At 73.9% G+C, this 14,571-nt stretch carries 13 protein-coding genes and 1 tRNA gene; 7 read left to right on the forward strand and 7 right to left on the reverse strand.

Translation table 11 applies throughout. The features are described 5' to 3' along the window. Nucleotides 1-97 precede the first annotated feature (97 nt). Nucleotides 98-559, reverse strand: coding sequence for a GatB/YqeY domain-containing protein (locus ACZ4UB_RS19365; protein ID WP_354380714.1), 462 nt, complete (start codon nt 557-559; stop codon nt 98-100). 67 nt (nt 560-626) lie between these two features. Here ACZ4UB_RS19365 and ACZ4UB_RS19370 point away from each other — a divergent pair, with 67 nt between their 5' ends. From ACZ4UB_RS19370 to ACZ4UB_RS19390, 5 genes are all read left to right on the forward strand, one after another. Next, nucleotides 627-1,565 (forward strand): metallophosphoesterase, encoded by a 939-nt coding sequence (locus ACZ4UB_RS19370; protein WP_468071596.1) that lies wholly within the window; start codon nt 627-629, stop codon nt 1,563-1,565. 4 nt (nt 1,566-1,569) lie between these two features. Continuing rightward, nucleotides 1,570-2,250: a Pr6Pr family membrane protein gene (locus ACZ4UB_RS19375; RefSeq protein ID WP_354380716.1), complete on the forward strand. Its 681-nt coding sequence runs from the start codon at nt 1,570-1,572 to the stop codon at nt 2,248-2,250. A gap of 39 nt (nt 2,251-2,289) precedes the next feature. Then, nucleotides 2,290-2,363: transfer RNA gene (locus ACZ4UB_RS19380), tRNA-Pro, on the forward strand. Between the two features lie 197 nt (nt 2,364-2,560). After that, on the forward strand, nt 2,561-4,075 hold the full coding sequence (locus tag ACZ4UB_RS19385; RefSeq protein ID WP_468071598.1) for a SulP family inorganic anion transporter: 1,515 nt from the start codon (nt 2,561-2,563) through the stop codon (nt 4,073-4,075). 177 nt (nt 4,076-4,252) lie between these two features. Further along, nucleotides 4,253-5,887, forward strand: a complete 1,635-nt coding sequence (locus ACZ4UB_RS19390; RefSeq protein WP_468071600.1) for an FAD-dependent monooxygenase — start codon at nt 4,253-4,255, stop codon at nt 5,885-5,887. Between the two features lie 12 nt (nt 5,888-5,899). On the opposite strand, the gene ACZ4UB_RS19395 is transcribed toward ACZ4UB_RS19390, so the two are convergent. The 4 genes from ACZ4UB_RS19395 to codA all read right to left on the reverse strand — a co-directional run bounded on the left by ACZ4UB_RS19395 (nt 5,900) and on the right by codA (nt 9,837). Beyond that, nucleotides 5,900-7,162, reverse strand: a complete 1,263-nt coding sequence (locus tag ACZ4UB_RS19395) for an SLC13 family permease (RefSeq protein ID WP_354380729.1) — start codon at nt 7,160-7,162, stop codon at nt 5,900-5,902. 134 nt (nt 7,163-7,296) lie between these two features. Next, nucleotides 7,297-7,815, reverse strand: a complete 519-nt coding sequence (locus ACZ4UB_RS19400; RefSeq protein ID WP_468071602.1) for a DUF5956 family protein — start codon at nt 7,813-7,815, stop codon at nt 7,297-7,299. 80 nt (nt 7,816-7,895) lie between these two features. Then, nucleotides 7,896-8,444: an HD domain-containing protein gene (locus ACZ4UB_RS19405; protein ID WP_468071604.1), complete on the reverse strand. Its 549-nt coding sequence runs from the start codon at nt 8,442-8,444 to the stop codon at nt 7,896-7,898. Nucleotides 8,445-8,514: 70 nt separating this feature from the next. Beyond that, a complete protein-coding gene (codA, locus tag ACZ4UB_RS19410) occupies nt 8,515-9,837 on the reverse strand; it encodes a cytosine deaminase (protein ID WP_468071606.1) in 1,323 nt (440 codons plus the stop codon). A gap of 72 nt (nt 9,838-9,909) precedes the next feature. On the opposite strand from codA, the gene ACZ4UB_RS19415 reads away from it, so the two are divergent. Both ACZ4UB_RS19415 and ACZ4UB_RS19420 read left to right on the forward strand, forming a co-directional pair. Next, nucleotides 9,910-11,736: a S9 family peptidase gene (locus tag ACZ4UB_RS19415; RefSeq protein WP_468071608.1), complete on the forward strand. Its 1,827-nt coding sequence runs from the start codon at nt 9,910-9,912 to the stop codon at nt 11,734-11,736. Between the two features lie 53 nt (nt 11,737-11,789). Further along, nucleotides 11,790-12,614 (forward strand): SURF1 family protein, encoded by an 825-nt coding sequence (locus ACZ4UB_RS19420; protein WP_468071610.1) that lies wholly within the window; start codon nt 11,790-11,792, stop codon nt 12,612-12,614. On the opposite strand, the gene ACZ4UB_RS19425 is transcribed toward ACZ4UB_RS19420, so the two are convergent. Further along, on the reverse strand, nt 12,583-13,677 hold the full coding sequence (locus tag ACZ4UB_RS19425) for a hypothetical protein (protein ID WP_468071612.1): 1,095 nt from the start codon (nt 13,675-13,677) through the stop codon (nt 12,583-12,585). The two genes, ACZ4UB_RS19420 and ACZ4UB_RS19425, sit on opposite strands and share 32 nt — an antisense overlap. Further along, nucleotides 13,674-14,462: a SigE family RNA polymerase sigma factor gene (locus ACZ4UB_RS19430; protein WP_468071614.1), complete on the reverse strand. Its 789-nt coding sequence runs from the start codon at nt 14,460-14,462 to the stop codon at nt 13,674-13,676. The genes ACZ4UB_RS19425 and ACZ4UB_RS19430 overlap by 4 nt, the downstream gene beginning before the upstream one ends. Between the last annotated feature and the right edge of the window lie 109 nt (nt 14,463-14,571).

Genomic DNA, 14,571 nt, shown 5'->3' on the forward strand with positions numbered 1-14,571 from the left:
CCGCCTTCCGCATGGGACGACCAGAAAGGAAGAAAGAGGAGGGGTCCCCCCCCCCCCCCCCCCCCCCCCGTCCCCCCTCCTTCATGTCGTCCGTGGGTCAGGAGAGGAGCTTCTTGACGGTGGCGGCGACGCGCCCGCCCTCCGCCAGCCCGGCGACCTTCGGGTTCACGATCTTCATGACGGCGCCCATCGCGCGCGGGCCCTCGGCACCCGCCGCCTTGGCCTCCTCGACGGCCGACGCCACGATCGCGGTCAACTCGTCGTCGCTGAGCTGCTTGGGCAGGTAGGCGTCGAGCAGCTCGCCCTCGGCGAGTTCGCGCGCGGCCTGCTCGGTCCGACCACCCTGCGCGAAGGCCTCGGCGGCTTCGCGGCGCTTCTTCGCTTCCTTGGCGATCACCTTGAGGACGTCTTCGTCGGAGAGCTCGCGCGCTTCCTTGCCCGCGACCTCCTCCTTGGTGATGGCGGTGAGGGTCAGTCGCAGCGTGGACGAGCGGAGTTCGTCGCGCGCCTTGATGGCAGTGGTGAGGTCTTCCCTGAGCGTGGCCTTGAGCGTGGTCATGGGTCGAGTCTGCCAGGTGCGGGGGCGCTGGCGCCCTTCGGTTTTCCCGGTCTGCGACGATGGGCCCATGCACGCGCGTTACGGAATCCCCCTGAAGGTCACCGCCGGCATCGCCGCGGCCGGAGTCGCCGGAGTGGCCTACGCCGCCGGTTTCGAAGCACGGTCCTTCCGGCTGCGCCGGGTGACCGTCCCGGTACTTCCCCAGGGGATGCGGCCCTTGCGGGTCCTCCAGGTGTCGGACATCCACATGGTGGGCGGGCAGGGCAAGAAGCGCGCCTGGCTCCAGTCCCTGGCGGGGCTGCGGCCCGACTTCGTGGTCAACACCGGCGACAACCTCTCGGACACCGAGGGCGTGCCGGAGGTGCTCGACGCGCTCGGCCCGCTGATGGAGTTCCCGGGCGCGTACGTCTTCGGCTCGAACGACTACTACGGGCCGCGGCTGCGCAATCCGGGGCGCTACCTGATCGAGAAGGTCCAGGGCCGGCACGGGCTGAACGGCAACAAGCCGGTCGTCGGCGCCGTCCACAACCCGTGGGAGGACCTGCGGGACGCCTTCGACGCGGCCGGCTGGCTGAACCTGACCAACACCCGGGCGCGGATGAAGCTGGACGGGCTGGAGCTGGCCTTCACCGGTCTGGACGACCCGCACATCAAGCGGGACCGCTACGAGCGGGTCGCCGGTGGCCCGGAGGCGGACGCCGACTTCTCGCTCGCCGTCGTGCACGCCCCGTACCTGCGCGCGCTGGACGCCTTCACCGCGGACGGCTACCCGCTGGTCCTCGCGGGGCACACGCACGGCGGGCAGCTGTGCGTCCCCTTCTACGGGGCCCTGGTCACCAACTGCGACCTGGACGCCAAGCGGGTGAAGGGGCTCTCCACGCACGAGAGCGGCGGCCACCGCTCGTACCTGCACGTCTCGGCGGGCTGCGGCACCAACCGGTTCACCCCGGTCCGCTTCGCCTGCCCGCCGGAGGCGACGCTGCTCACCCTGACGGCCGCGTCCTGACCGCATGATCGCCACGGCCCTCCTCCGCGCCCTGATCGCCCTCGCCGCGGCCGTGGGCGTGGTGATCGAGTGCGCCTACGGCAGTGTTCCCGTCGTGCTGAGCTTCTTCACCATCTGGACGAACATCCTGGTGGCGGTGGTCTTCGGCCTCGCGGCGGTGCGCACCTGGCAGCGTCGCCCGGAGCCCGACCCGCTGTGGCGGGGCGGGGTGCTGCTCTTCATCCTGATCACCGGGCTGGTCTTCCACCTGGTGCTGGACAATCCGTCGAGCCCCTTCAACGTGGTCGAGGACCTCGACCGGCTCACCGGCGCCCGGGCCGTCGCCAACCAACTGCTGCACACGGTCACCCCGATCGGCGCGGCCCTGGACTTCCTGGTGTTCACGACCCCGCGCGCCCTGCGCCCGCGGCACGCGGCGCAGTGGCTGGCGTTCCCCTTCGCGTACCTGGTGTTCGCCCTGGTCCGCGGCGCCCTGCTGGCGCCGGGCACCAAGACCCGGTACACCTACCCCTTCCTCGACGTGGCCCAGTACGGCTACGCCCGGATCGCCGTGAACGGGCTCGTCCTCGGCCTCGCCTTCTACGCCCTGGGACTGGCCCTGGTCACGGCCGACCGCTTCCGCCCACCCCTGCTGGCGCCCCGTGAAAACCGGATTTCGTCTCCGGGCGACGGTCCGCTAAAGTAATCGATGTCGCCAGGGCAGCAACACCGCCGGGGCGGCGATCGGGGTGTAGCGCAGCTTGGCAGCGCGCTTCGTTCGGGACGAAGAGGTCGTGGGTTCAAATCCCGCCACCCCGACTTCGTAAGACCAGGTCAAGGGCTTGATCCGCATCGCGGGTCAGGCCCTTCCTGCGTCTATGGGGATCGTTTGGGAGAAGTCTGGGAGAAGATCTTGGTCGGCTTCTTCCAGGAACCCGGCCGGCCTCCGCCTTCGCGTCTTCTCCGCGCGCCCGCCTGCCGGTTGGGGCGTGCCCGAGCCTGAGGTCCGTGTCGTCTTGTCTTCCTCCCCTGTCTCCAGCCCCTCGCGCCCGCGCGGCCTTCGTCGGCCGGGGCCGCCCGCCTGGCTGTCGCCCAAGGTGTTCCGGACCGAGGTGCTGGGCGGTCTGGTGGTCGCGCTCGCGCTGATCCCCGAGGCGATCTCGTTCTCGATCATCGCCGGAGTGGATCCGGCGATCGGGCTGTTCGCCTCGTTCACCATGGCCGTCGTGATCGCGTTCGTCGGCGGGCGGCCCGCGATGATCTCCGCCGCCACGGGCGCCGTGGCTCTCGTGATCGCGCCGCTCAACCGGGAACACGGTCTGGGCTACATGATCGCGGCGGTGATCCTGGCCGGTGTCTTCCAGATCGCGCTCGGGGCGCTCGGCGTCGCGAAGCTGATCCGCTTCATACCCCGTTCGGTCATGGTCGGCTTCGTCAACTCCCTCGCCATCCTCGTCTTCATGGCGCAGGTCCCCGAGATGCGGGACGTGCCGTGGGCCGTCTACCCGCTGCTCGCCGGCGGGCTCGGGCTGATGGTGTTCTTCCCGAAGGTCACGAAGGTGGTCCCGGCACCGCTCGTGTCCATCGTCGTCCTCACCTCGGTCACCGTGGCCGCGGGGATCGCGGTGCCGACCGTCGGGGACAAGGGCGCGCTGCCGTCCTCGCTGCCGGTTCCCGGCCTTCCGGACGTGCCGTTCACGCTGGACACGCTGGCGCTCGTCGCCCCGTACGCCCTGGCCATGGCGGTGGTGGGGCTGATGGAGTCGCTGATGACGGCGAAGCTGGTCGACGAGATCACCGACACGCGGTCGAGCAAGACGCGCGAGTCCGTGGGCCAGGGCATCGCGAACATCGTCACCGGCTTCTTCGGCGGCATGGGCGGCTGCGCGATGATCGGCCAGACGATGATCAACGTGAAGGTCTCGGGCGCCCGGACGCGGCTGTCGACCTTCCTCGCCGGCGTCTTCCTGATGGTGCTGTGCATCGCCTTCGGACCGGTCGTCTCCGAGATCCCCATGGCCGCGCTCGTCGCCGTCATGGTGATGGTCTGCTTCGCCACCTTCGACTGGCACTCCATCGCGCCCAGGACGCTGAAGCGCATGCCGGCCGGCGAGATCACCGTCATGGTGCTGACCGTCGCCTGCGTGGTCGCCACCCACAACCTCGCCGTCGGCGTCGTCGCCGGGTCCGTCACCGCAATGGTCATCTTCGCCAAGCGGGTCGCGCACCTGGCGAACGTCACCTCCGTCCTCGATCCGGACGGCGGCCAGGTCGTCTACTGCGTCACCGGCGCGCTCTTCTTCGCCTCGTCCAACGACCTCGTCGGGCAGTTCGACTACGCCGGAGACCCGGAGAAGGTCGTCATCGACCTGTCCTCCGCCCATATCTGGGACGCGTCCTCCGTCGCTGCCCTCGACGCCATCGAAACCAAGTACGGGCAGCGCGGAAAGAGCGTCGAGATCATCGGCCTGAACGAGCACAGCGCCCACCTGCACGACACCCTCAGCGGGAAGCTCTCCGCCGGGCACTGACCTCGGTGCCCGCTTCCCCCCAAGCGGGCCCCAAGGCCGGTAAGGGTGCGACTGGCCAGCCGGTGGTGCGGACCCCATGGGCGACGGCGTCCGGGTGCCGGGGCCGGGCTGCGGGGGGACCATGAAGGGCGGGGAGCCGTTCGCGGGGGTCCATCCCGGGAGAATCCAGTGACGGGTATGTCCGCAGGAACCACTGACGTGCTGGTGGTCGGGGCCGGGCCGGTCGGGTTGACGGCCGCCTGTGAGTTGCGGCGGCGCGGGGTGCGGTGCCGGCTCGTCGAGCGGCTCCCGGCCCGGCTGCCGTACGCGAAGGCGGTGGGGGTCCAGCCGCGCACCCTGGAGCTGTGGGACCGGATGGGCCTGGTGCGGGACGCCCTCGATCTGGCCGTGCCGCTGCGCGGGCAGCTCACGTACGTGAACGGCGTCGCGGAGTCCCGGATGGAGATGGTGCTGCCGCCCGACGTTCCCTACGGCTTCGCCGCGCTGCCGCAGTACGAGACCGAGCGCGTCCTGGAGGACTTCCTGAACGGCTTCGGGACGGGCATCGAGCGGTCCACCGAGCTGGTGTCCTTCGCCCAGGACGACGAGGGGGTGACCGCTCTGCTGCGCACCCCGGGCGGTGAGGAGGAGGTGCGCGCCCGCTTCCTGGTGGGGTGCGACGGCGCGCACAGCACCGTGCGCAAGGGGCTCGGGCTGTCCTTCGAGGGCGGAGCCTTCCCGGAGGAGTACATGCTCGCCGACGTGGAGCTCGGGTGGGACCTCCCCTACGGCTACGCGGTGCGCGCGATGCACCACGACGCGCGGGGCGAGGTCGACGACGGGCTGGTGTGCATCCCGCTGCCCGGCGCCGGCCGGTACCGGGTCTCCATGAAGCTGGCGCCCGAGCTGTCCGCGGCCGGCACGGGGGAAGCGGCCGCGGGAGGGGACGGGATCGCGCACGGGCTGGGCGCCGGCGGCGGGCGGGAGCCGGGGCTGGCGGACATCCAGGCCGTCCTGGACCGGCTGTCGCCGACGCCCACGACCGCGTCCGCGCTGCGCTGGTCCTCCGTGTTCCGGATCAGCCACCGGCTGGTCGACCGGTACGGGGACGGGCGGGCATTCGTCGCCGGGGACGCCGCGCACATCCACCCGCCGACCGGTGCGCAGGGCATGAACACCGGCATCCAGGACGCCTGGAACCTGGCCTGGAAGCTGGCGCTGGCCGTCGAGGGCGCGGCGGCGCCGGGCCTGCTCGCGAGCTACGACGCCGAGCGCCGGCCGGTCGGCGAGGAGGTCGTCAGCCGCACGGTCCGGCACGCCGCCCACGGGGTCCAGGCGGACCCGGGCGACCCGCGGACGCTCCTGCTGCGCGAGGCCCAACTCCTGGTCGGCTACCGGGGAAGCCCCGTGGTGGGGGACGCGGGCGACGGCAGCGGGCCGCGGGCCGGGGACCGGGCCCCCGACTGCGGCGGGCTGACCCGGGCGATCGCGACGTACCCACTGCGCCTGTTCGACCTGCTGCGCGGCCGCGAACACGTGCTGGTGCTGTACGGGCCCGGGCCGAGCGCGGACGGTTTCGGCGCCCTCGCGGCCGCCGTCCGGGACGCGGCGCCGGGCCGGATCGCGACCTTCGCGGTGTTGGCCGACACCGGGGCGGACGGCGCGTCGCCGGTGCCCGTCCTCGGGGACGGGCGGGGCGAGTTCGCCCGACTGTACGACGTACGGGAGCCGACCGCCTTCCTGGTCCGCCCCGACGGTTACCTCGCGGCGCGGCTCGCCCCGCCGAGCGCGCCGGAGCTGCTCGCCCACCTCGCCAAGGTCCTCGCGCTCTGACCGCGGCCCGGGTCAGGCCGTTCCGGTCAGGCGCAGCGACACCCACAGGGCCGAGGTGGACAGGGCCAGCGCCGCCGGGGTGGTCAGCAGGCCGAGGTGGGTGAACTCGACGAGCCGGACCTCGTGTTCGTGGTGGTGCGCGATGCGCCGCCACAGCAGGGTGGCCAGGGAGCCCGCGTAGGTGAGGTTCGGGCCGATGTTCACGCCCAGGAGCACGGCGAGCACCGCGCCCGGACCCGCGGGTGCCACCAGCGGCACCAGGGCCAGCACCGCCGGCAGGTTGTTGATCAGGTTGGCCAGTACGGCGGCCAGCGCGGCCAGGCCGAGCAGCGCGGGCAGGCCGGTGCCGGCCGGGACGACGTGGGCCAGGGCCGCACCGAGGCCGTTGTCCACCAGCGCCCGGACGACGATGCCCAGGGCCAGCACGAACGCCAGGAACGGCAGCGCCGCCGAGCGGACGATCGCGGCCGGGGTGGTGCGGCGCCGGGCCAGTGCCCGGACCCCCAGCACCAGGGCCCCCGCCGCCGCGGCCCAGGCCGGGTCGGCCCCGACCGCCGAGGCGACCGCGAAGCCGCCCAGGGTCCCCGCCACCGTCAGCAGCGCGAAGAGCGGCAGCTCGGGCGGCTCCAGGGCGTCCGGCCCGGTCGGTTCGGCGTCGAGGTCGGCGGCGAAGAACCGGCGGAAGACGACGTACTCGACCCCGATCGCGACCAGCCACGGCAGGGTCATCAAGACGGCGAACCGGGTGAAGCTCAGGCCGCTCGCGGTGAAGGCGAGCAGGTTGGTGAGGTTGGAGACGGGCAGCAGCAGGGACGCGGTGTTCGACAGGTGCGCGCACGCGTAGAGGTGGGGCGCGGGCCGGGCGCCCATGCGCGCGGCGGTGGCGAAGACGACCGGGGTGAGCAGGACGACGGTCGCGTCCAGGCTCAGCGCCGCCGTGATCAGCGAGGCGAGCGCGAAGACCGCGCCGAGCAGGCGCCGGGGGCGGCCCGCCGACCAGCGGGCCATCCAGGTTCCGCAGGCGTGGAAGAGGCCCTCGTCGGCGCAGAGCTTCGCGAGGACGAGGACGGCGGCGAGGAAGCCGATGACCGGGCCGAGGCGCTCCGCCTCCTCCCGGACGGCGTCCGTCCCGATCGCCCCGCAGCCGATGACCACGGCGGCGGCCGGAACGGCGAAGAACGCCTCGGGGCGGCCGAAGGGGCGGGCCACCGCGCACACCAGCACCACCAGCAGCGCGGCCAGGGAGAGGGTGAAGGAGAAGGCGTCGAAGGGCATACCCGCGATCATTCCAGCAGGCCGCCGGTACGAATCCCCGCGCCCCGGCAGGGCAACGGACCGGCGCCCCGGCACCCCGACGGACCGGCACCCGGCGCCCCCGGCACCCCCCGCCGACCGCCGACCCGCGCCCCTCAGCCCGACGCGTCCAGCAGGGCCGTCAGCTCGTCGCGGACCAGTTCCATGAACGGCCGGGTCGCCGCGGGCTCCACCGCGCGCTCCTCGGCCACCGCGTACAGGTGGGCCAGTACGCCCGCCACGTCCGCGAAGGGCCCCACCGGGCGCACCAGCCACAGCCGGCCCGCCGGGCGGGGCGGCAGCCCGAGGCCGGACAGGGTCGCGTCGGCCTCGGCGTCCATCCCGTGCAGGTCGGCCGCCGACAGCGGGGCGCACTCCACGTCGGTGACCGTGCCGTGGCCGTCCATCCGGGTCTCCACCGCCCAGCGCGTGGCCCGGTCCGCCACCCAGGTCCGGGCGGGCGCGGGCCACACGTACGGCAGGAACACCCACAGCGCCTGCTCGGGCGCCGGCTCCCAGCCGAGCACCTCCAACTCGCGCACCTCGGGCAGCCGGTCCGGCTCCAGCTCGCTGCGCCCGGACCGGCGCAGCCCCAGCGGGTGCGCGGCGCCGTCCTCGTCCCAGTCCCATGACATGGGCGCAGGCTACCGACGCCGGGGCCCCGCGGCCGGCAGGCCCGACAGGCGGACCCGCGGTTCCCCGGCCGGCGGGATCCTCAGCCCAGGGGGTTCTTCGCGATCCGCCCGGCTATGCCGTTCGCGACCAGGCCGGCGGCCGAGCAGTGCGGCTTGCGGGCCGCCTGGTCCTCGAAGAGGGCCAGGAAGGACGGCCCGAAGTCGGCCCGCGGGTAGGCCCGCAGCAGCTCGGCGCGGAAGCGCTCGTCGAACTCCTCCACCCGCAGGCCCGACACGTCGGCGCTGGTGCCCACCTGCAGGAGGTGGCTCTCCACGTCCTCCTCGGCCGTGACGTCCTCGCGCATGTGCAGCACGATGACCTCCTCGGCGCGGGCGCGCCGCGCCGGAGCCCAGCCGAGGCCCGCCGTGAGCACGCGGGCCACGTGGCCGCCCGCCTCCTCGAAGGGGAGGGTGTGGCTGTCGAAGGGCGCGGTCAGGCCCAGGTCGTGAAGGAGCGAGGCGACGTAGAACAGCTCCTCGTCATAGGCCAGGCCGTGCTCGGCGGCGTACCGCGCGCCGAAGGCGTAGGAGCGCACGGAATGGTTGAGGAGCGCCTCGTCGGCGTACTCCGCCGCGATCTCCCGTGCCACCTCGGCCGATCGTCCCGCTACGGTCCACATATCGCTCGGTTCCCCTCCGCCTGACGTCGGTTGACGCCGGTCACTGTAGGCGGGGGTGGAAATCCACCGGCGCCGGGTCCTCCCCCGGCCAGCTCAGCCGGGTCGGCGCCACCGGGGTCTCGGCCAGGACCCGGCCGCGCGAGACGACGAAGCGCGGCCGGACCTGGCGGCGCAGCGCCTCGGACGGCGAAGGGGCGGGCAGCAGCACGAAGTTGGCGGGGGCGCCCTCCGCGATGCCGTACGCGTCCTCGTCGAGCCCGAGCACCCGGGCCGCGCGGTCCGTCACCATGGAGAACGCGGTGGGGATCTCGTCCGTTCCCGTCAGCTGGGCCGCGTACAGGCCCACCAGGGCGGTCTGGAGCGGGTTCCCGGTGCCCAGGGCGTTCCACGGGTCCATCACGTCGTCGTGCCCGAAGGCCACGTTGACCCCCGCCGCCAGCATCTCCTTGACCTGGGTGAGGCCGCGCCGCTTGGGGTAGCCGTCGAAGCGGCCCTGGAGGTTGAGGTTCGCGAAGGGGTTGCTCACCAGGTTGATCCCGGAACGCTCCAGCAGCCGCTGGAGCTTGAAGCTGTAGGCGCCGTTGTAGGAGCCCATCGCCGTCGTGTGCGAGGCGGTCGCGCGCCCGCGCAGTCCGGAGCGCAGGGCCAGGGTCGCCAGTACCTCCACGAAGCGCGACTGCTCGTCGTCGATCTCGTCGCAGTGGGCGTCCACGCGCAGCCCGTGCCGTTCGGCGAGTTCGAAGGCGAAGCGCAGCGAGTCGACCCCGTCCTCGCGGGTGTCCTCGTAGTGCGGGATCGCGCCGATCACGTCCGCGCCGCGGACCACCGCCTCGCGCATCAGGCGTTCGCCGTCCGGGAAGGAGACGATGCCCTCCTGCGGGAAGGCCACGATCTGGAGGGTCAGCACGTCCCGCACCCGGTCGCGGACCTCCGCCAGGGCGTCGAGCGCGATCAGGCCGGGGTCGGTGACGTCGCAGTGCGTCCGGACGTACAGCACGCCCTGGGCGGCCTGCCAGCGCAACACCTCGGTGGCGCGCGCGACGACGTCCTCGCGGGTCAGCGTCCGCTTGCGCTCGCTCCAGCAGGCGATGCCCTCCCAGAGGGTGCCGGAGGCGTTCGGGCGCGGCTGGCCGGCGGTCAGCGCGGTGTCGAGGTGGACGTGCGGTTCGACGAAGGGCGCGGTCAGCAGCCCGCCGTGCGCCTCGATGAGGGTCCCCGTCATCGGCGGCTCCCGCTCGTCGTCGTGCGGGATGAGGTGGGCGATCCGGCCGTCCTCGGCCACCTCGACGTCGACGAGGCTGGCGGCGACCGCGCCCCGTCCCTCTCCTGTGTGCAGCCGGGCACCCCGGACGATCATCCGCATACCGTGACGTTATAGCGGTACGGCTGCCAATCCGGCGGCATCCCGACGCCCGGTGCGGCAAGAATGGGGCGCATGACCAGCGATGTGAGCAGCGACGTGAGTGCCCCGCCCGCCATGCCCGACTGGGAGAAGCGGTTCCGGGCCCCGCGCGTCGGGCTGCCCGACTGGGCCGAGGACGCCCCGGACCGCAGCCTCTTCGTCTCCAACGCGACGGGGACGTACGAGCTGTACGCCTGGGACCGCGCGAGCGGCGCCCAGCGGCAGGCCACGGACCGCCCGAACGGGACCACCGACGGCACCCTCTCCCCCGACGGCGCCTGGATCTGGTGGTTCTCCGACACCGACGGCGACGAGTTCGGCGTCTGGGTGCGCCAGCCCTTCGAGGGCGGCCCGGACGAGCCCGCGACCCCGGGCCTGGAGCCCTCGTACCCGGGCGGCCTGGCGATCGGCCGGGACGGCACTGCCGTGGTCGGCCGGTCCACCGACGAGGAGGGCTCGACGCTGCACGTCGTGCGCCCCGGCGCGGAGCCGGTGGAGATCTACCGGCACCACGAGTCGGCGGGTGTGGGCGACCTCTCCCGCGACGGCACCCTCGTCGTCATCGAGCACACCGAGCACGGCGACGCGATGCACTCCTCGCTGCGCGTGGTCACCCTGGACGGGGCGACCGTCGCCGAGCTGGACGACACCGAGGGCGGCACGCGGGAGCTGGGGCTGTCCGCGCTCGGTTTCGCGCCCGTCGCCGGGGACGCCCGGCTGCTGGTCGGCCACCAGCGGCGCGGCCGCTGGGAGCCGATGGTCTGGGACGTCGCGGCGGGCACCCAGGAGGACCTGGAGATCGACCTGCCCGGCGACGTGAGCGCCGAGTGGTACCCGGACGGCACCGCCCTGCTGATCGCGCACGAGTTCGAGGCGCGCGGCGAGCTGTGGCGCTACGACCTCGCGACGCGCGAGCTGGTCCGGGTGGACACCCCGCCCGGTACGGTCTCGGGCGCGACCGCCCGCCCCGACGGCACCGTCGAGTACCAGTGGTCCTCGGCCGCCGAGCCCGCCTCGGTCCGGTCCACCACCGGCGCGGTGGTGCTGGACCCGCCGGGCTTCCGGCCGCCGGGCTCCGTGCCCGTCGAGGACGTGTGGGTCGAGGGACCGGGCGGGCGGATCCACGCGCTGGCGCAGCGCCCGACCGGGCACGGCGAGGGTCCCTTCCCGACCATCTTCGAGATCCACGGCGGGCCGACCTGGCACGACAGCGACGCCTTCGCGGCCACCCCCGCGGCCTGGCTCGACCACGGCTTCGCGGTGGTCCGGGTCAACTACCGGGGCTCGACGGGCTACGGCCGCGAGTGGACCGACGCGCTCAAGCACCGGGTCGGCCTGATCGAGCTGGAGGACATCGACGCGGTGCGCGCGTGGGCGGTGGAGTCCGGGCTCGCCGATCCGGCGCGCCTGGTGCTGTCCGGCGGCTCGTGGGGCGGCTACCTGACCCTGCTCGGGCTGGGCACCCAGCCCGAGGTGTGGGCGGTGGGGCTGGCCGCGGTGCCCGTCGCCGACTACGTGGCGGCGTACGAGGACGAGATGGAGCCGCTCAAGGCGCTGGACCGGACCCTCTTCGGCGGGACGCCCGAGGAGGTGCCGGACCGCTTCGCCGCCTCGTCCCCGCTGACGTACGTGGACGCGGTGCGGGCGCCCGTGCACATCGCGGCGGGCGTGAACGACCCGCGCTGTCCGATCCGGCAGATCGACAACTACGTCGAGCGGCTGGTGGCGCGCGGCGCCGAGCACGAGGTCTACCGCTACGACGCCGGGCACGGTTCGCTGGTCGTGGAGGAGCGGATCAAGCAGGTCCGGATGGAGCTGGAGTTCGCGCTGAAGCACCTGCCGCAGGGCGCCTCGGCCTGAACCCGGCCCGACCCGGGACCGAGCGACCGGTGCGCCCCCCGTACGGTGGTGGGGTGCACCGGTTTCTCCTGACCCCGCGCTGGTGGGGGATCAACGTCTTCGTCGTGCTGGCCGTTCCCTTCTGTCTGTTCATGGGGACGTGGCAGCTCGGCCGCTTCGAGGACCGCGTCGGCAGCCACCGGGAGGCGAGCGCCGAGCGCCCGGCCGACCAGGTCGCCGCCCCGCTGGACTCCCTGCTCCCGGTGGACACCCGGACCTCCGGACGTCTCGCCTCCGTCTCCGGGGAGTACGCCGAACAGCTGCTGGTCCCGGAGCGCCAGCTCGACGGGAAGTCCGGCTTCTACGTGCTGACCCTGCTGCGCACCGACGGCGGCAAGGCCGTCCCGGTGGTGCGCGGCTGGCTCCCGGGGACCGCGGACGCGGCCAGGGCGCCGGCGGCGCCGACCGGTCGGGTCCAGGTCTCCGGGGTGCTCCAGGCCCCGGAGAGCTCCAGCAGCAAGGGCGTCCACTCCCAGGGCGGTCTGCCCGCCGGACAGCTCGGCGTGATCGGGTCGGCCTCGCTGGTCAACCTGGTGCCGTACGGGCTGTACGACGCGTGGCTGACCGTGCCGACCCCCTCGGACGGGATGATTCCGGTACCGGCCAAGGCGCCGGCGAACACCGGGCTCGACCTCAAGGCATTCCAGAACCTCGGCTACACCGGCGAGTGGTTCGTCTTCTCGGCCTTCGTGCTCTTCATGTGGTTCCGGCTCTACCGGCGCGAGGTGGAGACCCTGCGCGACGCGGAGGCCGGGCTGCTGCCGCCGGACCCGGCCACGAGCCCGGCGGACGCCGCCGCCACCCCCGCTACGGCTTCGGCGCCGCCTCCACTGCGATGACGCCCGTGCGGTAGACCGTGCCCGCGCACTTCGTGGGGACGGTGGTGCGGGTGGCGGCCGCCCCCGGGCGCACGGCGTGCGTGAGCTCGACCCCGCCGGTCTCCGGGGTCGGGCCAGCGCTCGGCTGTCCGCCCGCGGCGGCGTCGGTGTCCGGCCCGGCGCCCTGCAGCTGCGCGGCGCCGCCCTGCGCGGGCTTGCCGCCCGGTTCCGCCGCGCCCGTCGTGCAGGTGGGGTCGGGCACCCAGGCGAAGCGCACCTCGTAGCCCATGGACGGCTGGAGGACCAGGCCGGGCGTCTCCGTGGCCGGGTCGGGCAGGCCGGTCGCCGGATCGCCCGCGGTGTGCGCGAGGACCGTGACCGGGGCCTGGCCGGCGGCCGCGCCCGCTGCCGGGGCCGCCGTGACGGTGTCGGCCCCGGTGACCGTACAGCCGCTGACGGAGACGTTGGTGACGCGGAAGCTGCCGTACACCTTGCCGTCCGCCTCGGCGCCGCCGGTGGTGGCGCGCACCCCGAGCTGGGCCTCGGCGCAGCCGGGCGCGCCCGGCGCGGCGGGGGGCAGCGGGCCGCCCCCGGCCGCCGCGCCCGTGGCGGCCGGTCCGGTGCCGCTGCCCCCGGCGGCCTGCGTCGAGGGGCCCGGCTGCGGCGTACTGGTGGCGCCGCCCGCGGTGGCGCCCTGGCTGGTGGCCGGGGCCTTCGGGGGCTGTGCGAACGCGTCGCCGCCGGCGGCGTGCGGGTCCGAGGGGCCCTCTCGGTCGCCGTCCACGGCAGTGCCGTGGCCCGCCATCGCGGAGTGCTCGCCGGGCGCGCCCTCGGCCGCCGTCAGGTGCAGGGCTGCCGGGACCGCGGTCCCGCACAGCAGCACGGCCGCGGCGGCGCCGATGACGACCTGGCGCTTACGGGCCCGGCGGGCCGGGACGGCGTGGCGCAGCCGCTCCAGCGCGCCCTCCGAGGGCGTCAGGCCCCCGACGGCTCCGTGCAGCAGCCCGCGCAGCTCGTGCTCCTGCACGACGCCACCGGGATCCTCGTCGTGCGTCCCGCTGGAACGGTTCACCTGGTCGTTCATGACTGCGCAGCCTCCATCGCCACCCGCAGCGCGGCAATGCCCCGCGATCCGTACGCCTTCACCGAGCCGAGGGATATCCCGAGCGTCTCGGCGACCTGGGCCTCCGTCATGTCCGCGAAGTAGCGCAGCACCAGCACCTCGCGCTGGCGCCGTTGCAGTCCGCGCATCGATCTGATCAGGTCGTCCCGCTCCAGCTGCTCGTACGCGCCCTCTTCGGCGCTCGCCATGTCGGGCATCGGCTTCGACAGCAGCTTGAGCCCGATGATGCGGCGGCGCAGCGCGGAGCGGGAGAGGTTCACGACGGTCTGGCGCAGGTACGCCAGCGTCTTCTCGGGCTCGCGGACCCGGCTGCGCGCGGAGTGGACCCGGATGAACGCCTCCTGGACCACGTCCTCGCAGGAGGCGGTGTCGTCCAGGAGCAGCGCGGCCAGGCCCAGCAGGGAGCGGTAGTGCGCCTGGTAGGTCTCGGTGAGGTGGTCGACGGTGGTGCCGACGGCCACCTCGGGCGCCGCCGCCACGGGCGCCGGAGCCACGGGCTCCGCGGACGCCACCGGCTCGGCCGGCGCCGCGCCCTCGGCGCCGTCACGCGGGGAGGGCACGAATCCCCCCCGGGCCTTCGCGCCGGGCACGGCCGACGCGGTGGAAGCCGGCGGTCCCGCCGGAAGGGGCACGATCACCGGGAGACCGCCGCCGCCGCCGGGAGCGGAGCGCGGCGAGCGCCGCCGTACCGGAAGGATCCCGGGGCGCACCGGTGGAACCACGAAGTCGAGCAATGCCTCTGCCACGCCAGTTGGACACGCGTCCCCCGGTCAGGGTTGTACGCGTACGGCAGCCCCACCAGCATCGTGTCGCCCGCCCTCATGCGTAACCGCTCTTCACCTTGATCAAGGGATC

This window comes from Streptomyces sp. NPDC028419, assembly GCF_055565515.1.

Bases quoted from the DNA above. Each gene is read 5' to 3' on its own strand.
- ACZ4UB_RS19365 (WP_354380714.1), bottom strand. From the start codon at position 559: ATGACCACGCTCAAGGCCACGCTCAGGGAAGACCTCACCACTGCCATC.
- ACZ4UB_RS19370 (WP_468071596.1), top strand. From the start codon at position 627: ATGCACGCGCGTTACGGAATCCCCCTGAAGGTCACCGCCGGCATCGCC.
- ACZ4UB_RS19375 (WP_354380716.1), top strand. From the start codon at position 1,570: ATGATCGCCACGGCCCTCCTCCGCGCCCTGATCGCCCTCGCCGCGGCC.
- ACZ4UB_RS19390 (WP_468071600.1), top strand. From the start codon at position 4,253: ATGTCCGCAGGAACCACTGACGTGCTGGTGGTCGGGGCCGGGCCGGTC.
- ACZ4UB_RS19395 (WP_354380729.1), bottom strand. From the start codon at position 7,162: ATGCCCTTCGACGCCTTCTCCTTCACCCTCTCCCTGGCCGCGCTGCTG.
- ACZ4UB_RS19400 (WP_468071602.1), bottom strand. From the start codon at position 7,815: ATGTCATGGGACTGGGACGAGGACGGCGCCGCGCACCCGCTGGGGCTG.
- codA (WP_468071606.1), bottom strand. From the start codon at position 9,837: ATGCGGATGATCGTCCGGGGTGCCCGGCTGCACACAGGAGAGGGACGG.
- ACZ4UB_RS19415 (WP_468071608.1), top strand. From the start codon at position 9,910: ATGACCAGCGATGTGAGCAGCGACGTGAGTGCCCCGCCCGCCATGCCC.
- ACZ4UB_RS19425 (WP_468071612.1), bottom strand. From the start codon at position 13,677: ATGAACGACCAGGTGAACCGTTCCAGCGGGACGCACGACGAGGATCCC.